20 protein-coding genes are annotated in these 25089 nt (G+C 52.4%); 18 read left to right on the forward strand and 2 right to left on the reverse strand.

What is annotated here, in order from left to right; genetic code table 11:
- Window positions 1-74: 74 nt before the first annotated feature.
- Window positions 75-3728: a PAS domain S-box protein gene (locus AB1483_05745; protein ID MEW6411962.1), complete on the reverse strand. Its 3654-nt coding sequence runs from the start codon at window positions 3726-3728 to the stop codon at window positions 75-77.
- Between the two features lie 169 nt (window positions 3729-3897).
- Window positions 3898-5247, reverse strand: a complete 1350-nt coding sequence (locus tag AB1483_05750; GenBank protein MEW6411963.1) for a replication-associated recombination protein A — start codon at window positions 5245-5247, stop codon at window positions 3898-3900.
- A gap of 429 nt (window positions 5248-5676) precedes the next feature.
- On the opposite strand from AB1483_05750, the gene AB1483_05755 reads away from it, so the two are divergent.
- From AB1483_05755 to AB1483_05840, 18 genes are all read left to right on the forward strand, one after another.
- The gene (locus AB1483_05755) at window positions 5677-7884 is read left to right on the forward strand and encodes a cation:dicarboxylase symporter family transporter (GenBank protein MEW6411964.1); all 2208 of its coding nucleotides are present in this window, start codon (window positions 5677-5679) and stop codon (window positions 7882-7884) included.
- 188 nt (window positions 7885-8072) lie between these two features.
- Window positions 8073-8942, forward strand: a complete 870-nt coding sequence (gene htpX, locus AB1483_05760; GenBank protein MEW6411965.1) for a zinc metalloprotease HtpX — start codon at window positions 8073-8075, stop codon at window positions 8940-8942.
- 64 nt (window positions 8943-9006) lie between these two features.
- Complete coding sequence (locus AB1483_05765; protein ID MEW6411966.1) at window positions 9007-10335, forward strand: hemolysin family protein; 1329 nt, start codon at window positions 9007-9009, stop codon at window positions 10333-10335.
- A 15-nt stretch (window positions 10336-10350) separates the two neighbouring features.
- A complete protein-coding gene (locus AB1483_05770; GenBank protein ID MEW6411967.1) occupies window positions 10351-11019 on the forward strand; it encodes a YqaA family protein in 669 nt (222 codons plus the stop codon).
- Window positions 11020-11113: 94 nt separating this feature from the next.
- Window positions 11114-12043: a cation diffusion facilitator family transporter gene (locus AB1483_05775; protein MEW6411968.1), complete on the forward strand. Its 930-nt coding sequence runs from the start codon at window positions 11114-11116 to the stop codon at window positions 12041-12043.
- A gap of 2 nt (window positions 12044-12045) precedes the next feature.
- Window positions 12046-13401 carry a 23S rRNA (uracil(1939)-C(5))-methyltransferase RlmD gene (rlmD, locus tag AB1483_05780; protein ID MEW6411969.1) on the forward strand — a complete coding sequence of 452 codons (1356 nt, stop codon included), beginning with the start codon at window positions 12046-12048 and terminating at the stop codon, window positions 13399-13401.
- A gap of 62 nt (window positions 13402-13463) precedes the next feature.
- Window positions 13464-15188 (forward strand): DUF885 domain-containing protein, encoded by a 1725-nt coding sequence (locus AB1483_05785; protein MEW6411970.1) that lies wholly within the window; start codon window positions 13464-13466, stop codon window positions 15186-15188.
- A 149-nt stretch (window positions 15189-15337) separates the two neighbouring features.
- Window positions 15338-16012: a hypothetical protein gene (locus tag AB1483_05790; GenBank protein ID MEW6411971.1), complete on the forward strand. Its 675-nt coding sequence runs from the start codon at window positions 15338-15340 to the stop codon at window positions 16010-16012.
- On the forward strand, window positions 16002-16403 hold the full coding sequence (locus AB1483_05795; GenBank protein ID MEW6411972.1) for a spore germination protein GerW family protein: 402 nt from the start codon (window positions 16002-16004) through the stop codon (window positions 16401-16403). The genes AB1483_05790 and AB1483_05795 overlap by 11 nt, the downstream gene beginning before the upstream one ends.
- A 173-nt stretch (window positions 16404-16576) precedes the next feature.
- On the forward strand, window positions 16577-17656 hold the full coding sequence (locus AB1483_05800) for a hypothetical protein (protein ID MEW6411973.1): 1080 nt from the start codon (window positions 16577-16579) through the stop codon (window positions 17654-17656).
- A gap of 191 nt (window positions 17657-17847) precedes the next feature.
- Window positions 17848-18318: a superoxide dismutase [Ni] gene (locus AB1483_05805; protein ID MEW6411974.1), complete on the forward strand. Its 471-nt coding sequence runs from the start codon at window positions 17848-17850 to the stop codon at window positions 18316-18318.
- A gap of 277 nt (window positions 18319-18595) precedes the next feature.
- Window positions 18596-18913 carry a preprotein translocase subunit YajC gene (gene yajC / locus AB1483_05810; GenBank protein MEW6411975.1) on the forward strand — a complete coding sequence of 106 codons (318 nt, stop codon included), beginning with the start codon at window positions 18596-18598 and terminating at the stop codon, window positions 18911-18913.
- Window positions 18914-18927: 14 nt separating this feature from the next.
- Window positions 18928-19434, forward strand: coding sequence for a peptide deformylase (gene def, locus AB1483_05815; protein MEW6411976.1), 507 nt, complete (start codon window positions 18928-18930; stop codon window positions 19432-19434).
- 70 nt (window positions 19435-19504) lie between these two features.
- Complete coding sequence (gene fmt / locus AB1483_05820; GenBank protein MEW6411977.1) at window positions 19505-20461, forward strand: methionyl-tRNA formyltransferase; 957 nt, start codon at window positions 19505-19507, stop codon at window positions 20459-20461.
- The gene (locus AB1483_05825; protein MEW6411978.1) at window positions 20461-21996 is read left to right on the forward strand and encodes an Rne/Rng family ribonuclease; all 1536 of its coding nucleotides are present in this window, start codon (window positions 20461-20463) and stop codon (window positions 21994-21996) included. Before fmt ends, AB1483_05825 begins: the two co-directional genes overlap by 1 nt.
- Before the next feature lie 160 nt (window positions 21997-22156).
- Window positions 22157-22795: a CYTH domain-containing protein gene (locus AB1483_05830; protein ID MEW6411979.1), complete on the forward strand. Its 639-nt coding sequence runs from the start codon at window positions 22157-22159 to the stop codon at window positions 22793-22795.
- A gap of 149 nt (window positions 22796-22944) precedes the next feature.
- Window positions 22945-23949, forward strand: a complete 1005-nt coding sequence (locus AB1483_05835; GenBank protein MEW6411980.1) for an NAD(P)-dependent alcohol dehydrogenase — start codon at window positions 22945-22947, stop codon at window positions 23947-23949.
- 64 nt (window positions 23950-24013) lie between these two features.
- A complete protein-coding gene (locus tag AB1483_05840) occupies window positions 24014-25066 on the forward strand; it encodes a hypothetical protein (GenBank protein ID MEW6411981.1) in 1053 nt (350 codons plus the stop codon).
- Window positions 25067-25089: the final 23 nt, after the last annotated feature.

Raw genomic sequence — 25089 nt, forward strand, 5'->3', positions numbered from 1 at the left:
TCGAGTCGCGCCGATGTAGCACAAAAAAAACGGATGGCGTGAGAAATTTGCCGGGCCGTGGCGTCCGGGGTCAATCAGGCGTGTCTCGCCTTTGATTTCTCCAGGGTATCGGGTGGGAGCATGGCGATTATTCGCTCGAAATCGGGGAGTTCTTTGAAGTTCGCCACGGAACCGTCGTGAAGACCGGCCAGTTCGTATTCCGAGGCCCCGCAGTTTACCATGACATAGGGAACCAGTGAGTCGCGGCACCGTTCGACCATTTTCAATAGCTCCAGCTTACCAATGAACCGCGAATCGCATATGACGATGTCGGCTATCGAACCGGGATCTTCCGGAATGGTCGAGATATCGTCGGCCGCCAGGAGCCTTGCATTCAACTGGCAGGCCTGGTTGTGGTAATGCGTCAGGATGCTTTTGTCCAGTGAGAACACAAGGGCCTGAAGTTCATCCTCGGGCGTGGCCCTGAAAGTGACGTGCTGCCGCTCCACATTTGTAACCGGAAGCGTCAAAGTAAAAGTCGTCCCGATGCCGACCACCGAATTGACTGTCAACTCGCCGCGGTACTCGCGCGCTATATTTCGACAGATGGACAGTCCCATGCCGGTACCAATCAATTCATCTTTGCCCCACACACCCTTGGTCGAGAAGAACGGGTCAAAAATCTTCTCCAGATTTTCGCGGGGTATCCCCACGCCGGTATCGGCCACACGAACCTCGACGGCATCACGCCGGGAGAATACCGCAATCGTTATCACGCCATGCTGTTTTATGGCGTGCTGGGCGTTAATCAGGAGATTGAGCAAAAGCTGTTGGATTTTGCTCGCGGAGACCTCGACCGGCGGAACCTCCTCGAAATAAGTGACCAGCTCGATGGACTGATTGCGCAGTTCCTTCTCGACCAGTTTTGCCGAACGGCGGATAAGTTTGCGAAGGTCCTCGGGTTGCTTTTCTTCCGGCCTCGCCTTGGAGTAAGTAAGCAGCGACATGGCGACATCGTTGGCTTTTTCACCCATCTCGATGATCTTGCTCAGTGTCTCGCCGGCCAGTTGACGGCCATCATCGCTCTCCAGTTCGTGCAGGGCGAATGAGGCATTGCCGATTATACCGCCCAGGTAATTCTTAAATTCATGCGCCACGCCGGCCGCAAGGGTGCCGATGGCCGAAAGTTTGTCCGATTGAATCAGCTTCTGCTGGGTTTTCAGTTCGTTCGTGATATCGCTGGAAACGGACAGGAAATTCATTATCTTGCCGTTGTCATCATAAATGGGCGTTATCGTTTTTCGCTCGAAATACAATTCCGAGTCGTGCCGCTTGTTTTTGATGATGCCGCTCCAGGTTTTCCCGGATGTTATCGTCTGCCACAGGTCACGGTACAGTTCTTCGTCATAATCACCCGACTTGAGTATGCTTACGGGCCGTCCCACGATATCGACGAGGCTGTAACCGGTAACTTTAGTGAAGAACGGGTTGACATATTCCACTATCCCGTTGACATCGGTGATACACACCATGTTCGATGACTGATTGACCGCCGCCGACAACATCCTCACCTCTTTTTCCTGCCTCATAAGTTCGGTGATATCGGTGGCATAGCAGTGTATCACGTTTTGCCCCTCGACCGGGTGGAACGACCAGGTCCAGGTGCGTCCCGCGATTTCGTTCAGTATGTTGAGCACGCCGGTTCCCGAGAGCAGACACTGTTGAATGATATCTCTTATGTTCACCGGAAGACACTTGATGGCATCCTCTCTCCCCAGGCCGATTTCGCCCAGACGATGTTCGGCTGCCTTATTGATATAAAGCACCTCGGCCTCGGGACTCAAACTCATCACGACATTGGGATTGTTGGCGGGGAATGCAGCCAGCCTGCCGAGATCGTATTCGGCCTGTTTGCGGTCAGTGATGTCAAGCATGTATTCGATTACCTGAACAACTTTGCCCTCGTCGTCGAAAACCGGGTAGCCGTGGACTTCGTGGTATCTCTCATTGCCATTTCGGTCAAGATGGACGTGTTCTACCACACACGGCTTGCGCTCCTCTTTTACGCGCTGCAGCGGGCAGGGGTGCTCCGTCGAGGTACAAGGGGAAGTTCTACCGTGACTCAATTCATAGCAGGTGATACTTCGCTCGGAGGGATTGGCCCCCGAGGCACGGTTGGCCACCTGAATCGTGAAATCGCTGGCATCGAGAACATAGAACGGGTAGGTCAGCGAATCCAGCACCGAATTCAAAAAGGCATTGTTACGTACGAGAGTCTCTTCTGTTTGACGGCGAGCGATGTGATTGCCTATCTGCCGTGCCAGGGCGTCGATGAGCTCGCGTTCCTCAAAAAGAAAAGGACCTTCGCTCTCCGCCGGCATTTGACTGAGATAGCAAACCTCGATGCAGCCCACTTTTTCATGGGCGTCGAAAATGTCCGCCCTCTGAACCCATGGCGACGCCTCGAAAGGCGCCAGAACGTATTCTCTGCCTCTAACAGTTATTCGTGCCCGGCAGACCTCGGGGTGTTTCCATGCCAATTGTACATGCTCAAGTACTCTTCGAAACGCCACATCGAGAGTCAGCGAGGAGTCCCTTAGTACCTGGGCAACGCCGTACAGACACTGCTGCTCCTTGACTCGCTCCTTCAATTCCTCGGTTCTGGCAACAAGACTTTCGGCAGATTCCTTGAGTTCGGTAATATCGCGATCAATGCAGTTGTATCCGGCAAAACAACCGTCATCGCCTCTGACCACGACTCGTTTCGACTGTATCCAGCGCCAGAGCCCGGCCTTCGTTTGCAGCCGGTATTGAAAGTCGAAACTGGACTGGCCACGCGGGCATTTCCTGAAGAATTCTTCGGCCAGTTCCAGATCCTCGGGATGGAGTATCTCGCACCACAGGCGTGGATTCTTCTGGAACTCCTTCGCCGAGTACCCGGTGACCTTGTTAACGGCGCGATTGAGGTCCGACACAGAACCGTCGGGCCACTGATAATAAATCATGTCATCCGCCGTCGAGATAAAGGTGCGCACTTTTTCTTCGGCTCGGCGCAGATCATCGAGAACTTTGTTGCGATGTTTCTCTTTGTTGGTGCTCACCACGAATACCGCTGTGACGAGTATGGCCCAAAAGCCTATAACGCCGAGCAGAATGACCAGCAGATTGTTTTTGCGACGATTCACTTCATCCAGAAGAAGATTTTCCAGCTCGTTGGTGGTAGCTACCAGAGCATCGCAAAGCCGGCCGGTTCTGAGCTCGAGCTGCGAAGCAATGAAACCGGACGAGTTATCATCGATTCTCTGGCGAGCCACCTCGACGAACAATTTGACCAGACTGTCGGCCTGCTGCATCATCAGAAGGTACCGGTCATGCAGCGGGCAGTCACCCAGAGACTCATCGCGCTCTATGATGGCAAGAAGTCTCTCCGATAATATAACCGACTCACTGAGACCGGCTATTATCTCTTCCGGCTGAATGTTGGAGTCGCCGCCGGCGAGTTGCTCGAGCATAACATGCGAGCGTGATACCAGCAGGCTTACGCGGTTGGTTTCCAGCATCAGCGGTACATGCGCGGAGGCGTGGTGCGCGGTCTGCAGATATACCCACAAAAGAAGGTAAGTTGATATCAACCCCAAAAGGAACACTACCGCGGCCGCCCAGAAGTGCTGGCTCAAAAAACGAACCCGGTTCGCGATATGACTTAACTTGCTCTTCAGCGTCAACTCATGCCCCTGACTGCACAGCATAACGTTCGGACCGGCCCGGGCGGGCCAATCCCATCTCAACTATTAGATTATCGGCAGACCGGGTGTTTTGCTTAATCCGCAAACCACTGACATTCAATAAAGTATGCGGGGCCCGATACCCTCAGGGCGTTTTCTCCGCTGACAGCCCGGTAAACATGATGGGAAGATTTTATTGGCGGGGTTTGCGCCTCAGTTCGTCACGGCGCTTTTTGAACCACTCGAGATATTCTTTGGCCTTTTTCTCCCTGCCCGACTCGCGCGGAAGATAATACTCCGCGCCTTCTATCTCATCGGGAAGATTCACCTGGTCGGTGACAGCATCGTCGAAGTCGTGGGCATACTGATAGTCTTTGCCGTAGCCGAGCGCTTTCATCAGCGAAGTCGGGGCGTTTCTCAGATGCAGCGGCACCGGTAGGGAGCCTTTCTCGCGGGCGTCGCTCATCGCCCGGCCGAAAGCAACATAGGCGGAATTTGACTTCGGCGCGCAGGCGAGATAAATCACGGCCTGGGCAATCGCCAGTTCGCCTTCGGGAGAACCAAGGAAATGATAGGCGTCGCGGGCATTCATCGTCACCGTCAGGGCATAAGGATCGGCCATGCCGATGTCCTCCGAGGCGAATCGCACGAGCCTTCTGACGATATACAGCGGATCCTCTCCCGCGTCGAGCATCCTTGCCAGCCAATACAGAGCAGCATCGGGGTCGCCGCCGCGAATTGTCTTGTGAAGGGCAGAAATGAGGTTGTAGTGTTCTTCGGCCGCCTTATCGTAAACGGCGATACTTTTCTGATGAATCTGCTTGAGCGCTTCGACGGTGATGGTGCCGTCCTGACCGACGAATTCGGCGGTATTCTCCACCAGCACCAGCGCTCTGCGAGCATCGCCGTCGGCCGCCGCCGCTATGAAACGAACCGCCTCGGGACCGAACTTGAGATTCATCGACCCCACCCCAACCGTGGTATCCGTCAGTGCCCTCTCGATAATACTCGTCAACGCCTCCTCCGTCAGCCTTTCCAGTACGTACACCCGCATTCGAGACAGAAGAGCGGAGTTGACCTCGAATGACGGATTCTCAGTGGTGGCGCCAATCAAAATTATCTCGCCGGATTCGACATAGGGTAGAAAGGCATCCTGCTGAGCTTTGTTGAAACGATGGATTTCATCGATAAAAACATAGGTGCGTCTTGAAGTCATCTGGTAGTAGTTGCCTGCTTTCGATATGACCTCTTTGACTTCCTTGATCCCCGATGTCGCCGCCGAGAAGGGCGTGAACTGCCCCTGGGTCGACCTGGCTATGAGCGATGCGAGAGTCGTCTTTCCGGAACCGGGCGGCCCCCAGAAGATGATGGAACCTACTTTATCCTGCTCGATCGCCTTGCGAAGCGGCGTCCCAGGTCCGATTATTTTCTCCTGACCGTAGAACTGGTCGAGATTCGCCGGTCTCATCCTGTCCGCCAGCGGTTTCAGCGCGGAACGAGTATTGGCGATACCCTCCGGCCGGTCTTTTCCGAACAAATCCATATTCGAATATAACCGTATGTCCCTGCTATATCAATCACAACCTCTTCCGCGAACAACCCTGAGTGCCGGCTGGCAGGCTGTTTCGGCGCCTGCTGTCGGCATCCGACATCTACCCCTATCACGTTATTATATAACGACATAGGCCCGGCGAATCAAAAAGCGTTGCTTAAACAGAGGTGAGGTAGTATTATTACCCGTCGTTAGAAACGCAGTGCGCTGCAGCGCGGGGCCATATGGCCAGGTGAGCCGGCCTCCGCAGTACTCCCATCGGGAGTAATCATTGAAAAGAACAGCCTCTGGTAGCTTCAACCATGCTCGCGCATTGCAAACGACAAGGAATTGTATCGCTGTTCTGTAGTTTAACCTGGTCCGGGAAGTGTTGATAAAGGTTGAAGCGGATTTCCCCGGACCGAACTGATGCAGGAGAAGATGAACAGTAAATCATCAACTTCACTACTTATCGCTACGGTTCTGGCCGTTATCCTTGGCGGATTTATCGGCTATTATTTTCCCGAAGTGATGTTATCGATTAGTTTTGTCGGACAGCTCTTTCTGAATGCGCTGCGACTGGTAGTGATTCCCCTCGTAATCGCCGCTGTTATAGTCGGCGTGGCCGCAATGGCCGATGTTGGAAGGGTCAGCCGAACAGTCGGGAAGACTCTTCTCTATTTTGCGGTTACCAGTGCAATAGCCGTCTTGATCGGCTTGGGACTGGTAACTCTGATTCAACCCGGCGCGGGTGTCTCCGCCGATAGTGCGGTTATCCCGCCCGAAGTTCTCAGTGTGACGTCGTTTTCGATCTCACAGTTGCTGGGTTCGATAATTCCGTCAAATCTTTTCGCAGCCGGCGCCGTGGGTAATCTGCTCGGACTGATTATCTTTGCCGTATTTTTCGGCGTCGTTTTGATCCCGATGGGTGATCGGGGAAAAGTCATTATTGATTTTCTGCGTGCCGTCAACCAGGCCATCATGAAAATCGTGACCATGTTGATATGGGTGGCCCCGCTGGGCGTGCTGTCGCTGGTTGGAACCGCGGTGGCCGAAAACGCCCTGTCCATGGACAGCATGCTTGGCTCGCTGGGGTTGTATTCACTCACGCTGGCGATCGCCTTTTTGATTCACGCCGCCGTTATATTGCCGCTCGCGCTCAGGTTCTTCGCGCAAAGACCTGTCATGGAGTATTTGAGCAATATGGCGCCGGCTCTCACAACTGCTCTTGGCACCGGCTCCGCCGCTGCCGCCCTGCCCATCACCTACGACAGCGTGGTTGACAAAAGCGAAATCGATGACCGGGCCGGCTCGATCACGGTTCCTCTGGGAGCCATGGTCAATATGAACGGCACAGCCCTCTACCTGATTATCGCGGCCCTGTTCTCCGCCCAGATCTTCCAGGTGGAACTTTCAATTCTCCAGGTCCTGATAGTAGTCGGCACCTCGTTTGTCATTTCGTTTGGAGCGTCACTGATGCCCAACGCTTCGGCCATGCTGCTTGCGGTAGTCATGTACGCCGCCGGATTCCCTGCCCAGGCTTATGCCGGTATCGGAATTGTCCTGATCATGGACTGGTTTTTTGACCGCTGGCGGGCTGTCGTGGACGTATGGGGCGATGCTGTCGGCGCGGCTGTAATTGGCGAGACGTTTGACTTCAAAACGGCCCGTCACATCAGACAGGAATCGCCCGACAGAAAAGCTCAACGCGGACCAAGACGGCCGGACCGTCCGCAACGCGATGCCCGACAAAAGCCACCCGCTTCGCAACAACAAGACAAGGCTCCTTTGCGGCAGGAGCGTAAAGGCCAGGAACGCACGGGTCACCAGCGCGACGCTGACCGCCGATCGAGAGGAGAAGACCGTGATCGCGATAAGAGCCGACGCGGTGATCACCGCTCGAAACACAAAGAGCGTCAGCCCCGGGCGGAGCGACCGGAAAACAGACAACAGCCGCCCAGACAACAGCAAAAGACTCGCGAAGAAAGAGCGTCGACCTTCGTAATGCCACCCGTTCCGTACCACGTGCTGGAGAACGAACTCCGCCCAAGAAAACGTGAACAGGAGCCGAAGGACACCACCGCTGAGGTCAAAGCGAACGGTGACGCGGGCAGGACTTCAGCTGATGTCGACACGACGCTGTCGAGTCAGACTATCGAGCGTGAACGGGCAAAAATCGCCGCCCAGCTGGCGGAACTTCGTCAGAACGAGACTTCTAATACCGGAGTCACGGACACCGAAGAGATCGTGGTTGAATCCGATGATACCCAGCGGGTTGAAGTATCTTCAAGCGAAAGACCTCAAACACAGGCTGATTTCCCGAAGATAGACTTCTACGCCGGTGACGACAAGCCAATCCCGCCGGACAGAGGCGAATCAACCGAGGAGATTCCAGCTCCGCCGGAGTCATACGAAAACGAGTCTCCCGCGGACACAATCGAAGAACCTTATGAAACTCCGGTGGAAAATCAGATAGAACAAGAGACAAGACCGCAGAGTTTCGGGCGGGGCAAAGCCCGACGCACTCCGCCGACCAAGAGCGAGCCAAAGTCTGAGCAGGAGCAAACCAGCCGGGAGCCGGAAAAACCGGAGTTCTCTTCGGAGAACATCTCTTTCGGACGGAGCAAACGCAAAAAACCAAGCGCCTGATAAGCGCCGCTCAGAGCCGGAGATAACATTCCGGCCCTTTTTTTGGCACAGACTGACGGGAAAAACCGCGGTGCCGGACTTTTGAAAACGGGAACTTTTGAATATGTCCTTCGCTATATAGGTATGAAATGAAAGTTGTTGACCAGCGCAACCTTCATTTGTTAGATTCATAAGGAGAAGATATTGCCATGAACGGACTTAAAGTTACTTTTATGATGCTTGGCCTGATGGCCATTTTTATGGGTGTCGGCTACCTGATTGGCGGACAGAAGGGCATGGTGATGGCTTTTCTCCTGGCGACGGCAATGAACTTCTTCAGCTACTGGTTTTCTGACAAACTGGTTCTAAGGATGTACCGGGCCAGGCAGATACAGGAACACGAACATCCCCGCCTCTATCGAATCGTTAAGGAAGTCGCGACCGTGAACGCCATGATGCCGATGCCGAAGGTTTATATCGTTCCCAGCCGGGCTCCCAACGCTTTCGCGACCGGAAGAAATGCGGAGCACGCGGCGGTAGCGGCTACGGAAGGTCTGCTGGAGCTTCTCAACGATGATGAACTTCGCGGGGTTATCGGCCATGAAATCGCTCATATCCATAACAAAGATATGCTGGTCGGTACGATCGCGGCCACTCTGGCCGGCGCGATCGGCATTCTTGCTTCGATAGCTCGCTGGGGGGCCATCTTTGGCGGTTATAATCGCGATGAAAATCGCGGTGGTGGAATCGGTTTGTTGGTCGCCGCCATTGTGGCGCCCATAGCCGCCATGATAATCCAAATGGCTATCTCCCGTCAACGTGAGTATCAGGCCGACGCTGAGTCCGGTCGCCTTACGGGGAGACATCTCGCTCTGGCTTCGGCTCTGCAGAAACTGCATAGCGCCCCGGTACGGCTCAATCTGGACCAGCGTCCGGCGACAGCAAACCTTATGATTGCCAATCCGCTATCCGGCAAAGGACTTTCTTCGTTATTCTCGACTCATCCCCCGGTCGAAAAAAGGGTCGAAAGGCTTCGTCAACTGGCACAAAGCTCCGTTTATCAAGACTATGCAAGATAGAGAAAGCACACCGCCCCGACAATGTGGCGCCGCTCCGCGGGCAAAAGAAAGGCGTCCTTAGACGATGGATGCTGACTTAGCCTTAGAACTTCTCGCAATTTTCATTCTCATTCTGGCCAACGGGTTTTTCGCTCTGTCGGAGTTCTCCATCATAGCCAGCCGCAAAAGCCGCCTACAGCAAAAGGTTGCCGACGGCAAGCGCGGCGCGACAGCAGCTGAAAAACTGCACCGGATGCCGGACAGGTTTCTGGCCACCATACAAGTCGGTATCACTCTCGTGGGTACCCTGGCAGGCGTTTTCAGCGGCGCCACTATCGTAAAACAGCTTGAGGCCGCGCTGGCGCGCTCGCCAATCGAATTTCTGGCCCACGGCGCCACGCCCCTATCGGTAGCGGTGGTGGCCGTTGTCATCACCGGCACCACCGTGGTCATAGGAGAACTGGTGCCCAAGTATCTCGCCCTGTCGAATCCGGAATTTTACGCCCGTCACGTCGCGCCGCCCACCAGCCTGTTTATCAAGCTGACCGCGTTTTTCTCTACCATTCTCAGCCGGACCGCCAGGCTTATCGTGAACGTCGTCGGCGTAAAATCCGACTCGGCCCGGTCCGCCATCACGGAAGAAGAAATCAACATGATGATATTCGAGGGCCGCGAAAAGGGCATTTTCGATGAAACCGAGGAAAAGCTCATCAAGTCGGTGTTCGAATTCGCCGATATGACCGTCCGCCGCGCCATGACACCGCGCACTGACGTGGTCGCCGTCGAGCTTAACGCCGATCCGAAAGAGATCGTCCGGCTCATTATCGAAGATGGTTACAGTCGTTATCCGATCTATGAAAAAGATATCGATCACATCGTCGGCGTACTCTACACGAAAGACATCATCATTCACAAACTGAATCCGGAGCTCATTATTATTCGCGATCTCATCCGAAAACCCCTCTTCGTTCCGGACTCTATGCCGCTGTCGAGGCTTTTGAATCTGTTTCAACGTAAGAAAAAGCACATTGCCATAGTGCTCGACGAGTTCGGAGGCACTGCCGGGATCATAACGATCGAGGATATTCTCGAAGAACTGGTCGGCGACATTCAGGATGAATACGACACCGAGCAACCGTCACTTGTCAAACACTCCGACACGGTCGCCTATGCCGAAGGGGCTGTCTGGCCCGGCGAGATAAACGAGCTTATGGGAAGTCATCTGCCGGAAGACAAAGCCGAAACACTGGCCGGGCTGTTCATAGACCACCTCGGGCGTCTTCCCGATAAAGACGAATCGGTAGTGATCGAGGATATGAAGATATCCGTGCTCGAACGCGAGGAAAATAGACTGGTAAGGCTAAAGGTCGAAAAACGACCATACCGCAAACAGAAAAAACACCAAAAGCACTGAATTGATCAGCACCCGATGTTAAAGATACTCAAGACACCTCTGGTCTGGACAAGATCGCTGTATGACTGGGTTCTCAGTTGGGGCCAGCGAAAGCACGGACAGACGGCCCTCTTTTTCCTGTCCATGGCCGAAGCCTCCTTCTTCCCCATTCCGCCCGACGCCCTTCTGATTGCTCTGTGTATGGGGGCGCACAAGAAGTGGCTGAGGTTCGCTGTGGTCTGTTCAATCGGATCCGTGATCGGCGGCGTACTCGGTTATCTTATTGGACAGTTTGCTTTTGACCTCGTCGGTGAGAAGCTGCTGTCGATATCGGCCTCTTTATCTGGCACCGAACCCGAGCAGTTGCTTCGGCAGGCACAATACTGGTTCAATGAGAAGGAACTGATGGGGATGAAAGTCGGTGCGTGGGCGGTCGGGATTGCCGGGTTCACACCTATCCCCTACAAAGTCTTCACGATTGCCGCCGGATTTTTTAAAATGAGCTTCGTGGCTTTTCTGCTCGCCTCCTTAATCAGCAGGTCGCTGAGGTTTTTTGCCGTAGCAGGCCTTATCGGAATGCTGTATCGCAAGCACGGTGACCGTATCAAGCTGCTAATCGACAAGTACTTCAACGCATTGGCCATTGCTTTCGTAGTCCTTCTGATACTTGGATTCATGTCCCTGAAACTGCTGAAAGGAGACTGACAGCGTCCGGCCAGGCACCGGGTCCGCTTGATTTTTCGGAATGCCTTCCGATTCTTTATTTAGCGAACCTGCTTGATGATTCGTCAGGACTCTTATGGCGCACGATCACAAAGATAACCACCTGCCAAGCAACATCACCGGACAGAAACTGGTCTGGACGATAATCTTCAACCTGATTATCACCGCAGCCGAATTTATAGGCGGCCTGATCACCGGTTACCTGGCGTTGATAGCCGACGCAGTGCACAATTTGTCCGACATAGCATCTCTGGGGCTGGCCTGGCTCGGCTTTAAAGGCTCGCAGATGCCGGCTACAAAAAAGTCCACCTACGGATACAAGCGCCTTGAAGTAATGACCGCCTTTATTTCGGCCGTGGCGCTCGTGGTAATAGCTATCTTCATTCTGCTCGAGGCCTACGACCGCCTTATCGACCCGCAACCACTGACCAAACCGTGGTTGTTCTTGATCGTGGCGGTAATCGGCTTTCTCGGAAACGTCGCATCGATCCTTATCCTGCGATCCGAAAAGACCAAATCACTCAACATGAAGACCGCCTTTTTGCATATGGCATACGACGCCATATCATCCGCGGCCGTTATCGCCGGCGGCGTTATTATCATCCTGACGGATTGGTACCTGATCGATGTCATACTGTCGTCGGTCATCGCCCTGATGATATTCTGGTCGTCCTACCTCGTTATCAGGGAAGCGGTGTACATATTTCTCGAGTCCACCCCCGAGGGTATCGATTTCGATGAGGTCTTCAGGGCCATTTTGAGGACGGACGGTGTGGAAGACGTCCATGACCTGCACATCTGGTCGTTATCGTCGAGCGACATTGCCATGTCATGCCATATCTGCGTCGAGCAGAAAAATCTGGCCCACGGCCCCGATATTGTCGTAGAAATAAACAGAATGCTTCGCGAGAAATTTGACATAGAACACGGCACTATTCAACTGGAAAAGATTGACTTTCGGCGGCCCGGTGCGTTATGTAGCCAGAGCGAAAGACACCCGGAGTAGATTTGGACAAGACGCAGTTTGAAATCGATGTTACCGATCTGGCCTTTAACGGCAAAGCCGTGGGACATCTCGACGGCAAGGTCATATTTCTCGATGGCGGCCTGCCCGGAGAGAGGGTGCTCGCCGAAATTACCTCCGACCGCAAACGCTATAACAAAGCCACAGTCGTAAAGATTCTCAAGGAATCGGAACGGCGCGTCCCGGCCATGTGCTCGCATTTCCAGTACTGCGGGGGGTGCACCTGGCAGGACCTCACTTATCAGGACCAGCTGACCTTCAAGAAAAAACAGGTCATGGACTGCCTGGAAAGAATTGGCGGACTCTCGGAAACGGTGGTGCGCGACGTTATCGGTTCGGTCGAGGTCTTTCGATACCGCAACAAAATGGAATTCTCGTTTAACGCCGCCGATGACAACAACTTCTCTCTCGGTCTCCACCGTCGGGGCCGGTTCGACGAAATCTTCAATGTCGAAAGATGCTTTTTGACCCAGGACATTGTCAGCGATATCGTCAGGTGGATCCGCGACTACGTAAAACAAAACGGCATTCCCGTGTACGATGTCAGAAATCACACCGGCTACTTTCGTTTCGCCATGATACGCCAGTCCAAACGCACCGCCGACCTGATGCTCAACATGGTTACCAACTACGGACACTTCCCCGATAGAGATGTGTTCATACGCGAGATTACCCGGGCATTTCCTAAAATTACCACGATCGTACACAACGAGAACGGCCAGAAATCGAATATTGCCACCGGAGAGAAAGAGACGGTTCTATACGGCTGTGGCTATATAGAGGAACGACTCTTCGAAACCGCCTTTCGTATAAGGGCCAATTCGTTTTTCCAGACCAACACAGTTCAGACGGAAACACTTTACAGAACCGGATTCGACATGCTCGAACCGCACAGAAACCATCGGGTCCTTGACCTGTACTGTGGAACCGGCTCGATAGGTATTCTCATTTCTCATTGGGTGGACTATGTCGTGGGCGTGGAGTTGGTGCCCGATGCCGTTCAGGCCGCCAGGGAAAACGCCCATCTCAACAATATTCAAAATATAGAGTTTTACCAGGGATTCGTCAGAGACTATCTCAAGGAGTACGACCACCCGGAGAATTTCTTTGATATTGTCATTGTAGATCCTCCCCGGGCCGGCCTTCACCCCAAGGCTCTTAAACGAATTCTGAATTTGGCGCCGGAAAAGATTCTTTATATTTCCTGTAACCCTTCGACTTTTGCCCGGGACGCCAAAGAACTCGTTGCCGGTGGATACTTGGCGCCGGAAGTCAGGCCGGTCGACATGTTCCCGCACACCATGCACATCGAACTCGCCTCGGTCTTCCACAAGAAATGAGAGCACTTGCTATGACTATAGGATTTCCGTAGATTGATGACTTACGAATATCAGGAGGTTACATGCCACGAGACATATTCCCCCGCTTCTTTCTAATCGCCGCCGCGGTCTTACTGCTGACCCGAAGCGCTCTCGCCGCCGACAGTCCCGGCCTGACCAGGCTGGGCAACGAAATCCTCGAATCAATACAATCATTCTATCCCGTCAACGCCACCGCGATTGGCATCCATGCCTACGACCACCGCTTCACCGACTATTCGTCCGGTTCGGTGGACCAGTTCGTCAAGAAACTCACCGACTTCGAAAAACAACTGTACAAGTTCAAAGGGGCGAACCTCTCGGTGCATGATCAGGTGAACTATAAACTGCTGAAGTCGAACGTGGATATTGCCCTGATGGACCTCAAACGGATCCAATGGTACAAAAAGTCACCCCAACTGTACGCCGACGAGGCCGTCTTCGGCATATACTACCTGATTCTCTCCAACCACGCTCCGCTTTCGGAAAGAGCTGTCTCCATCGTCAATCGCATGAAGGCGCTCCCCGACTACCTGGCCAAGGCGAAGAAAAATATCAAGAAACCTCCGAAAGTGTATATCGATGCCGCCATCGAGACACTCGAAGCCGGACAGCAGTTCTACAAGGATGTGGCCGCGGAACTTTCGAACAAATTTCCTGAACGCGCCGATGAACTCGCCCGGGTGTCAAACCATGCCCGCGAGGCCATGAACGACTTCGTGACCTTTCTCGGCAATGTAACGCCGGGCCCGGAAAACAGCTTCGCCATCGGCAAAGAGAACTTTGATTACATGCTGTCCAACCTGTATTACCTCGATTATGACAGCGATTCGCTGCTGAGACTCGGCGAGTCTCTCTTCGTGCAGGCAAATCAGGCTTATCGCGAGTACGAAGAGTACGTCGAAAGTCACCATCAGAACGGCTCCGACTCGGTCTTTGTCCCCGCCAATTTCACCAAACAAGATATTCTCGACTACTACGGCTGGGAAATTCAGCAGGAAAAGATTTATGTTGAAACCCACGGCCTGGTCACCGTACCGGAAAATGTCGCGCCCATAATGGTGGTCGAAGTGCCGTCTTTCATGCGGGCACTGGTGACCGGCATCGCTTACGAGCCGGCGCCGCCCTTCGATTCGGTTCAGCAGGGACTGTTTTATATACGACCGATACCCGATGATCTTGACCGCCGGCAACTTGAGGCGCGATATCGCTATGTCCACCGACGGGGATTCAAGGGTTACGCCGTCCACGAAGCTTATCCGGGCCATCACTTGCAGATGCAAATCGCCTCGATGAACTCCGACCCGGTCCGCAAGTGGCAGCGCAATTATCTTATGATCGAAGGATGGGGCCTCTATAGCGAAGAACTGATGTACTCCGCCGGACTCTATGGTGACGAAGACCCGGCGATGTGGCTGGAGGTTCTCGATGGTATAAGGTTCCGGGCGGCGAGAATCGTGGCCGATGTAAAGCTGCACACCGGGCAGTTTACCTACGATCAGTGTGTGCGCTGGATGATTGACGCTCTCGGTGTTACCACGGACTACGGCAAGGAATACATGAAGACCGAGGTCCGCCGTTACACCACTACTCCGACCAACCAGATGTCGTATCTGATAGGGAAACTGGAGATTATGAAACTGCTCCGGGCCGCCGAGGCGCGCGATGGGGAGAATTTCAATATCAGAGATTTCCATGACGCTTTGCTGACGGAAGGTTCCATACCGCCGACCCTGATGTGGGAGATACTCGGGCTCAGCCGCAACTGAGCACACTCCCAAACTTCGACCATTTTGATTTTTTCCCGAGACGAGCGATTATCACCCGGGAAAAAATCCGTCTTGTTGTTTGCTCCAAAGGGTCATTAATCGTATAATGTTAAAGCAAGGCTGTTATCTCCCGAACGGGTAAATTCGAGATGCTCTATTTCCTTCTCACATTACTGATACTTTTTGTCGCGTTGATGTTGCTAAGGGTAAGAGTCCGTGTTCACCTGTCCCCAAAGCGGCGACTGCTGTTCGTCGGGCTTGGCCGGAGTGGTCCCGAGTTCGATTTCGTACGCCGCGAAGGAAAGATCAAACTGTTCGGGATGAATATTAAGACAATCGACCTGGCCGAGGGAAAAACCGCCGGGGCAAAAAAACCCGCCAAAGAGAAACGGGAGTCAAAAGAAAAACTTCAGAAGAAACAGAAACCCGAAAAGGCCGGGCGTCAACGGCCCGTCCGTGACTTCCTAAAAGTGCTTCCACCGGTCGCTTCTGCCGCGTTCGGCTACCTCATATCGCTGCTGCGGAGCATTATTATCGAACAACTGGAAGGTGAAATTGAGGCGGGGTTCGACACTCCCGACGTAACCGGCACGGTATTCGGATACTATCAGGCCGCCCTGGGGGCCGTTCCGGCCATCGCCGGACGGTTCCGCTATATTCCCCGGTGGGATCAACAGTATTTCGGCGGCTCCGTGCGTCTTTCCCTGGCAATACCGGTGTACCGAATAGCATTGAGGACCATAGTCTTTATATATAAACTCCCCCTGAGAGATTTAATAAAACTGGCGATAGGCAAAAAGAAAGGAGACCAGGATGTCCAATAACGTGGTCGAAATACTCAAAGGAGTTGTCGGAGAACTCCGCGAGATATCCAAATCGGAGACGATAATCGGCAAACCCATCACGGTCGGCGATAAGACGGTAATACCGGTGGTGAAAATTTCAGTCGGATTCGGAGCCGGCGGCGGCCAAGGCGAAGACAACAAAAAAGGCAGCGGTTACGGTGGTGGTGGAGGAGGAGGAGCCAAAATCGAACCGGCGGCATTTATTATCATGGATGAAAAAGGCATCCGGCTGCTTCCCGCCCAGAAAGGCAAATGGGGCGAACTGATCGACACCATCCCCGACATCGCGCGAAAACTATCAGAGTGGAAAGACAAGTTTGCCAGTGACAAGTCGGACTCATCGGAGTCCGAAGACAGCGACAAAGATTGATTAAGCGCAGACGATAGCTTCTAAAAAGCCGGCATAAGCCGGCTTTTTTGTTTCGGACTAACGTGCGCATCCGGCAACGCAGAACCTCAAAAGTGGATAAATATCTTGATTTACCAACTTAAGTGAGCCATATTTGATCAGTAATCGTCACAATCACATCTGGAGGGAAATCAATGTTGCCCGAAGTTGAACAAGCCTTCTTGAATGCAATTTTGGCCGAACTTCCGTCAAATGGAGATACTGTCGGCAACTGGACCCTTATCAAGAAACTTAAAAGCGATGGCCTTAGTGAGCAGGACTATTGGCACTTGCAGGATAAGCTCGTTCAGTCAGGAAGAGTAAAAAAGGGAAGGGGTAAGGGCGGTTCGTTGGCTTTGGTTCTTGATGCATCGACAACAAATTCCACAAAGACCGAAGGTGACACCGCAGCCCCTGAAAGCACAGTTCCCGAAGATACTGAACTAAAGATCGACCGTCAGAAGCGTAAATCACTCGCCAAATTTATCCTAGGCGAAGTCCCGTCGAATGGTTCTACTGTGAGCAACCAGTGGCTCATAGCTAAAGCAAAGAAGAACGGTTTTACGGAGGACGAGTACTGGTTTGTCAGAAACGAACTAATTGACAACGGCACCCTGGGCAAGGCTAGAGGAAAAGGCGGAACAATATACCTCGTTGCGGGTACTGCAAAAACCGCTGAAAAACGTACTAAGAAGAAATATGCAAAGGAAAAATCTTTATACAAACCTTGCCATGATGTCATAATGGGTTTCTGGATAAAAGACGCGGGTCTAGACCCTCGCAAATGTGTTACTCAGGTCACCGCCAATCAAGGAGGCAGAAAGACTGGCGGAAAATGGACCAGACCTGATATCACGGTCATCTCGGTCAGAACGTACGAGTTCATTCCAGGCAAGATTCTGGATGTGACTACGTTTGAAATTAAGCCTGCCAATGACTTAGATGTAAAGGGCGTCTTCGAAGCGGCCTCGCATTCCCGGTTTGCCCACAAGAGCTACCTAGCGGTTCACCTACCCGACGGCAAGAAGGAAAGCGACGACTTCAAGAATTTGCAGAAAGAGTGTGAGCGATTCGGCGTCGGCTTCATATATTTCGAAAAGTCAGACGACTGGACAACCTGGGAGATTGTCACGGACCCGGATAGAAAAAACCCAGCTCCCGAAGAAGTGGATCGCTTTATCTCAACCCAAATGAGTAAAGAAAATCAGAAGGATATTCACGAGTTTCTCAAGTGACTCGTATACTCGAAGCTAACCGCTGTTTCACCACCGTCCCTCGGAAAATACTTGGCGAATTCTAAAAAGCCGGCATGAGCCGGCTTTTTTCTTCAGAACCAACCGACCTTTTTGGTTGTTCTTGCTTCAAATGCCGTTATCCAACCACACCGACTTTTATGCCAATTAAGTCAAGATAGAAAGGGGTTAAGATGAAAACGCTTGCGAGTCTCGTAACGGGTATGGTAGCGATAATCCTTCTAACCGCGCCGGTCGCCTGGTCGCACTGTGAAATACCGTGCGGAATTTATGATGATTCGGTACGTGTCACACTCATGAGGGAAGACATAACGACTATCGAGAAGAGCATGGACGAGATTAACAAACTATCCGCCGAGGGTGATAAAAACTACAACCAGCTCGTGCGCTGGATTACCAACAAAGAAGCTCATGCCGACAAGCTCATGGGTATCGTGACACAGTATTTCATGACCCAGCGCATCAAACCGGCAACCGCCGACAACGCCCAAGCCTATGAGAAATATCAGGAGGAAATTAGTCTTCTACATCAGATGCTGGTTTCGGCCATGAAATGCAAGCAGACCACAGACAAAGCCCACACCGCCAAACTCCGTGAACTGGTGGACAAGTTTGCGGCTTCGTATTTCGACCACACCCATTGATCAACGAGGTTTTGGCCTAAGACCTTATTTTATAATAAGTTCGCCGATTGTCTTTTTGCCTGAAGGAGACCTGTGCCGGTTAGTTTTATCGGGAACACGGCGATTTGTTCTCTGTTTTAGCCATTGAATAAAAAACTTGGAAGATTTTTGTGTAAGGCCTATATTATCAGGCGATTAGACATCGACCAATAAAGTTTGCGTTCACTGATGGCGACCTATCTTGATATTCGGTCTAAGCCCGGTGAACCTGTTTTACGATAAGTTATAAGGAGTTAGTTTGTTATTTACCTTACCGATTTTGATGACGGGTGGCGGCCAGGGAGGCGAAGGCGGCGCGCTCGTTCAACTGGGGTTCTTTGCCTTAATATTTGTGGTTATGTATCTGCTGTTGATTCGTCCCCAGCGAAAAAAGCAGAAAGAACATGAAAATTTGTTAACGAGCCTTAAAAAAGGCGACAAAGTGGTAACCAGCGGCGGTATGTTCGGGACCATTTTCGCCATCGACGACGAGAACAACAGGGTTGTTCTTAAAATCGGCGAAAATGTGAAACTGGAGTTTCTCAAGTCCTCCATTGCCGCCCGTGTGGATAAATAGTTTTAGGAGTTACCGTGGCTGAACAGCGGATCGTCATATACGGCGACCCTGTCCTGCGAGAAGAATCGCAGGAGGTTGAGAATATCAACCAGGAGATAAAAGATTTGGTGTCGGATATGATCGACACCCTCAAGAAAGCCCGGGGGCTTGGGCTTTCGGCGGTCCAGATCGGCGTGTTGAAACGTATTTTCATTGTCGATTTGTCGGCTGTAGATATTACAGCCAAACTACAGGTTTTTATCAACCCGGAAATTATCGAGACCAGCGGCGAATCTGAATACGAGGAAGGATGTCTCTCATTCCCGGGGATATATCAAAAGATTACCCGTCCGGCCAGAGTTAAAGTCAGAGCCCTGGATTTGGACGGACAACCGTTTGAGCTTGAGGCCGACGGACTGGCGGCGCGAGCCATTCAGCATGAATATGACCATCTGGAAGGCAGACTTTTCATCGATTACCTCTCCTCTTTGGCGAGGACCATGCTGAGAGGCCGACTGAAGAAGTTATCGATCGCGTCGTAGCTTGAAACCTGTTATTTCCTCCCGCGTTAGCCACGCACACATTCGTGTTCTGTCACGGTAAAAATCGCTGATGAAAATTGTGTACATGGGTACGCCGGCGTTTGCCTGCCCCACCCTGGAGCACCTTCACGCCAGCAAGCATGAAGTCCTTGCCGTGGTGACCGGACCTGACAAACCATCCGGCAGAGGCAAAAAGCTCACCCCGACCGAGGTTGCCCAAACCGCGGCCCGGCTGGGCTATGATATCCTCAAGCCGGGGAAGCTGAAAAGTGAAGACCTCTATCAAAGCCTGAAAGCCTGTCAGCCGGACCTCTTTGTGGTCATTGCTTTTCGAATTCTCCCGCCAAAACTGTTCACCCTGCCGAAATTCGGCTCGGTCAATATCCACGCCTCGCTCTTGCCCAAATACCGCGGAGCAGCGCCTATAAACTGGGCACTCATAAACGGTGAGAAAGAAACCGGGCTGAGCAGTTTCTACCTGAAAAAGGAGGTCGACACCGGCGATGTCATCCTGCAGCGGAAGGTCGCTATCAACGACGATGAGAATTTCGATTCCCTTTACAACCGGCTGGCCGGTCTGGCCGGACCGTTTGCGCTGGAAACCATCGATCTTATAGAAAAAGGCCAGGCCAAAGCCGTAGCTCAGCACGACGATGAAGCTACCGGCGCCCCGAAGATAAGCCCGTTTGATACCCTGATTGACTTTGGCTTTCCGGCCGATAAAGTAAGAAACTTCGTGCGGGGGCTGTCGACCAGACCGGGGGCGTTCACGTACTTCCGCGGAAAGAAATTGAAAGTTCTGGCCTGCGATATGGCTGATCAAAAAGGTGACCGCGCCACGCGGCCGGGCACCATTATACGAAACAAAAAAAATTTGCTGGTCCAGTGCGCCGATTCGGCCATTGAACTTACCAGCATCATTCCGGAAGGAAAAAAGAACATGGACGGATTATCGTTCATAAACGGATTTAAACCTGAAATCGGGGAAATACTCGGGGATTTACCGAAGGGGGGTGAAAACACTTAATGAAAAAAGAAATCCTCATCAATTCAACCGACTATGAAAAACGGGTTGCCATGCTCGAAGACGACAAGCTCGTCGAGCTTCAAGTGGAACGCGCCGATAACGACCGCATGGTTGGAGATATCTACAAGGGTGTCATCAAAACCGTACTGCCGGGAATGCAGGCCGCGTTCATCGACATCGGCATGCCCAAAGCCGCCTACCTGCATTCATCGGATATAGGCACCGACTACGGTCACCGCTTCGATTCGGAGGACGAAGACGAAGAGGCCCCGGCGGAAATAGTCCGAAAGAGACGTCGCCAGGGGATCGAAACGGTCCTGAAAAAGAATCAGGAAATTTTGGTGCAGGTAATCAAAGAACCAATCTCGACTAAGGGGCCGCGCATCTCGACGGATATTTCGATTCCGGGACGATTCGTGGTTCTGGTGCCCGATGACGATCACATTAGAGTATCCAAGCGAATCTCCAGTTGGGCCGAGAAAAAACGTCTGAGAAAAACCCTCGCGCCGCTTCGGCCGGAAGGTTTCGGACTGATAGCCCGCACCGAAGCCGAGGGGAAGTCCGAGAGCGATTTTCGCTCCGACGTCAAAAGACTCCTCAGGCTTTGGTCCAAACTGAAAAAGAAGGCCGATAATTCGAAAGCTCCCGCCCTGATACACAAAGAGGCGGAGATGGTGGTCTCGATGATTCGCGATGTCTTCATTGAAGACGTTGAGAGAATACTCGTGGACAACAAGGCCGACTACAAGAAAGTTGTATCGTTCGCCCGCCAGGTCGCTCCCGAGCTGAGAAACCGGGTCGAACTGTACAAAGGCGATCACCCGCTTTTCGACCTGTACAATCTCGAGCCCGAAATCGACAAAATGCTTGATCGCAAAGTCTGGATAAAAAAAGGCGCCTATCTGGTAATCGATCAGACAGAGGCTATGGTTACGATCGATGTCAACACCGGGCGGTTCGTGGGAAGCACCGACCAGGAAACCACGATATATCAGACCAATGTCGAGGCGGCACGGGAGATCGCCCGTCAGATTCGCCTGCGCGATATCGGCGGCCTGATCATCTGCGACTTCATCGACATGTACAATCGCGACAACCGTCGTAAACTGTACGAAGAGTTCAAGCGATGTTTCGAGCACGATCGGGCGAAAAGAGCCATTAATCCGGTCACGGAGTTCGGTATCGTCGAAATGACGCGCGAACGGGTCAGACCCTCGCATCTTCACGCGGTTTCCGAACCGTGTCCTTATTGCCAGGGCCTCGGACGAGTGCTTTCGCGCGAGACTATGTCTACCAAGATCGAGCGCTGGTTTACCCGCGCCCGGGCTGACAGGAAATTCAAAAAATTCAACCTGGCTATCAGTCCGCACCTGGCTGAGACATTCGCCGACAACGGTACAAGCCGCGTGACCCAGATGATGAAAACACTTGGTTTTCAGATTAACGTTGTGCGCGACACCACTATCCAGACTCAGGATTTTAAGGTCTTCAGCGCCGAAAACAACGAGGAAATCACTGAAAAATACAAAGTGTGAAACCTGAAATAAGGTGAAGAATTAAAGCCGGAAACCTTAAGTTTCCGGCTTTTTCATTTGCGGCAAACCCGGCCGGGCAAGTTCGGACCCCGTTTTGCCTCGTCAAAATGCCGAAATTTATTGTGTTGCGGGCCGGTATTTTGGTTATATTGAATTTACTATGGGTGACGCGAGCGAACTGAATCGGGAAATCGAAATCAAGCTCGACCTTGCCTCATTCACCAATTACCTCAAACTCGTCGGATTCCTGGGGCAGATAGAGCGAGAGGAACGACACATCAACGCCTTCTTCGACTCCGAAGACCGGCATCTATCCAACAAAGGGTGGGCGCTGAGAGTGCGCTCCGAAGGCAGTCGTGGCCTGATAACGGTAAAAAGCATACCTGCCGAGGAAGGCATCGCCGTCGTCAGGCAGGAAATCGAAGCCGAGATCCCGAAAGGCCAGGCGCTCGACGTAATCTCACTGGCCAAGGATGTCTTATCGCTCGACAATATGCCAATCGATTTCGTAAAGCAGAAAATCGGCAAAAGAGACTTAACCAGACTGGTATTGTTCGAAAATGTCAGGCAAAAGAAAGTTTTCAAGATTGGCGATTTCAATTATCTGTTGGAGATAGACAAAACAGAATACAATGACGGCTCGGTCGACTACGAATTGGAACTGGAACTTCAGGACACGCGCAATCTGGATGTTATCGAGGACGCCCTGCGCAAACTGTTCCATTCACTCGGTATCCCCTTTGTTCACCAGAAAGAAAGCAAATTCCATCGCGCCTTGAAAAAGGCAAACATCTTCTAATTCTCGCTATCCAGTAAAACTATCTTGGCTGGTGCCGGGTCGGGGCCAAATTTGTAAACACCGCAAAAATTATAGCACTATTTGCCGATTTACTCGTTTATAGAATCAGACGAACGTTCCTAATCCGGATAGAAGACAAGGAGCCTGATATGCCGATAAAGTGTTACGCTGCGATGAAAGCAAAAGGACAGCTCGAAAAATTCCAATACGAACCCATGCCGCTCGCTCCCTTTGACATCGATATCGACATCACTCACTGCGGTATTTGCCACAGTGATGTTCACCTCATCGACAACGACTGGCAGATCACCGAGTACCCCATCGTTCCGGGACATGAAATTGTCGGTACTGTCACTGATATCGGAGTGGGTGTCAAGAAGTTCACTATCGGTCAGCGGGTGGGCGTCGGCTGGCAATGCGGCGCCTGCTGGCATTGCGATATGTGTATCAGCGGCGATCACAATCTCTGTCCGGAGATAAAGGCCACCTGCGTGGGTAACCATGGTGGATTCGCCAGATCAATCCGCGTCGACAGCCGCTTCGCTTTCTTCATTCCTGATGCTATCGAATCGGAGAGCGCCGCGCCTTTGCTCTGCGGCGGTATCACCGTCTATAATCCCCTGCGTGAATACAATGTCAGACCGCACCAGAAGGTCGGTGTAATCGGTATCGGGGGACTCGGACATCTGGCTCTTCAGTTCGCCAACGCTATCGGGTGCAAAGTGACCGCCTTTTCATCATCGCCCGATAAAGAACAGGAAGCGAAAGGTTTCGGCGCCCACTACTTCATCCCGACCAATGAAAAAGACGCCTTCGAAAAAGCCGTCGGCTCACTCGACTTTATCATATCCACCGTCCACGTTGACCAGGACTGGCCCGCCATACTCAATGTTCTCAAACCGAAAGGAAAGCTCTGCATCGTCGGGGCCGTGACCAATCCGATGATCATTCCGGCGTTCAGTCTGATTCTCCAGCAGAAATCAGTTGTGGGCAGTCCTATCGGCGGCAGAATGGCCATTCGCGAGATGCTTCAACTGGCTGCCCGACACAATATCAAAGCCATGACAGAAGTGGTGCCGATGTCGGAGGTCAACAAGGCTCTTGACAGGACCCGTCAGGGCAAGGCTCGCTACCGCATGGTGCTCAAAAATTAGCCCGAACGCTCCGTATTTCTTATAGACGGTGTAACCGACTAAAACACGGGAGGGCTGAAGTCTTATGCGCTGCTTATTTATTCTGATTCTGGCGCTGACGGTGCTGGTAGCCGCGTTCGGCTGCGATGAATACGCGGTCGAACCGGTCAAGCCCAAAGTCGACCTGGACCAATTCGTCCAGTTCGATACATCTCAATTCTATGTCCTGAAATCAAACTACGGCCTCGAGCAGGAATACTCCGAGATTTACCTCTGGTGGGAGCAGAACTTCGGCGAACCGTTCACTGATGTCAACGAAAACGGCGTTTATGACCCGGGCGTCGACATATTCATCATTTGCGCCGACTGCGACTCCAACCAGGACCTCAATAACGATGGCCGCTATAACGGCCCCGATGAACCGTGGGAGAGCGGATTCCCCTTCGATGATATCGATGGTGACGGGGTGTGCCGACAGGAATCGTATTACTCTTCTCTAACCGGTGAAGCGCCGGTTCCGTATTTCGACGCCAACAAAAATAACCGCTACGATGACACTGTTGCCTACCAGAGCTACTTCGTCCGGCCGATCCTCAATGAGGAGACATATAACACCACCTACTGGCGTTATGTATCATCGGATACAACTCTGACTTATACATCCGACTCCGGAGTGGTCTATTATCCCGACCTCATGAGCACCGGGTGTCCTGTCTGCACTCAAACCATACCGTACGGTGAATTCATCCTCAGTGACACTTCGCTTTTCTTCAACCACATATACCTGACTTCGCAGTTGATTATCGAGATTTTTCCGGCTGACACCATCATCAGCGACACCAATCAGGTTTTCCTCGGTGGCGGCGCCGATGGCCCCAGGTTCGTACGCCGGATTACCCTGGACCAGAACTTGCAGATCGATGACATCGTTTACGAAGGATTGGTGAAAGTGTGGTGTGGGCAGTTTGAAGCTCTCGGCGCGTGGCAGGAAACGTACACGGGCTCGTTCTGGGAGTTCTATTTCAGCCAACCGAGCGGCCTTCTGGCGATTCATCAGAAACCTCTTGCCTCGAGCCACGAGCAATGGTATTATTTCCAGCCCCTCGATGTTCCCCTGCCGGTAACGATGACAAAGTGATTTGCGAATCAAATAAGCGGGAT

The organism is Candidatus Zixiibacteriota bacterium (assembly GCA_040756055.1).
Lineage (GTDB): Bacteria > Zixibacteria > MSB-5A5 > GN15 > FEB-12.

Bases quoted from the DNA above. Each gene is read 5' to 3' on its own strand.
- AB1483_05775 (MEW6411968.1), top strand. From the start codon at position 11,114: ATGGCGCACGATCACAAAGATAACCACCTGCCAAGCAACATCACCGGA.
- AB1483_05745 (MEW6411962.1), bottom strand. From the start codon at position 3,728: ATGCTGTGCAGTCAGGGGCATGAGTTGACGCTGAAGAGCAAGTTAAGT.
- AB1483_05805 (MEW6411974.1), top strand. From the start codon at position 17,848: ATGAAAACGCTTGCGAGTCTCGTAACGGGTATGGTAGCGATAATCCTT.
- AB1483_05750 (MEW6411963.1), bottom strand. From the start codon at position 5,247: ATGGATTTGTTCGGAAAAGACCGGCCGGAGGGTATCGCCAATACTCGT.
- AB1483_05755 (MEW6411964.1), top strand. From the start codon at position 5,677: ATGAACAGTAAATCATCAACTTCACTACTTATCGCTACGGTTCTGGCC.
- AB1483_05830 (MEW6411979.1), top strand. From the start codon at position 22,157: ATGGGTGACGCGAGCGAACTGAATCGGGAAATCGAAATCAAGCTCGAC.
- AB1483_05765 (MEW6411966.1), top strand. From the start codon at position 9,007: ATGGATGCTGACTTAGCCTTAGAACTTCTCGCAATTTTCATTCTCATT.
- AB1483_05790 (MEW6411971.1), top strand. From the start codon at position 15,338: ATGCTCTATTTCCTTCTCACATTACTGATACTTTTTGTCGCGTTGATG.
- fmt (MEW6411977.1), top strand. From the start codon at position 19,505: ATGAAAATTGTGTACATGGGTACGCCGGCGTTTGCCTGCCCCACCCTG.
- htpX (MEW6411965.1), top strand. From the start codon at position 8,073: ATGAACGGACTTAAAGTTACTTTTATGATGCTTGGCCTGATGGCCATT.
- AB1483_05770 (MEW6411967.1), top strand. From the start codon at position 10,351: ATGTTAAAGATACTCAAGACACCTCTGGTCTGGACAAGATCGCTGTAT.
- AB1483_05800 (MEW6411973.1), top strand. From the start codon at position 16,577: ATGTTGCCCGAAGTTGAACAAGCCTTCTTGAATGCAATTTTGGCCGAA.
- AB1483_05785 (MEW6411970.1), top strand. From the start codon at position 13,464: ATGCCACGAGACATATTCCCCCGCTTCTTTCTAATCGCCGCCGCGGTC.
- AB1483_05835 (MEW6411980.1), top strand. From the start codon at position 22,945: ATGCCGATAAAGTGTTACGCTGCGATGAAAGCAAAAGGACAGCTCGAA.
- AB1483_05840 (MEW6411981.1), top strand. From the start codon at position 24,014: ATGCGCTGCTTATTTATTCTGATTCTGGCGCTGACGGTGCTGGTAGCC.
- AB1483_05825 (MEW6411978.1), top strand. From the start codon at position 20,461: ATGAAAAAAGAAATCCTCATCAATTCAACCGACTATGAAAAACGGGTT.
- AB1483_05795 (MEW6411972.1), top strand. From the start codon at position 16,002: ATGTCCAATAACGTGGTCGAAATACTCAAAGGAGTTGTCGGAGAACTC.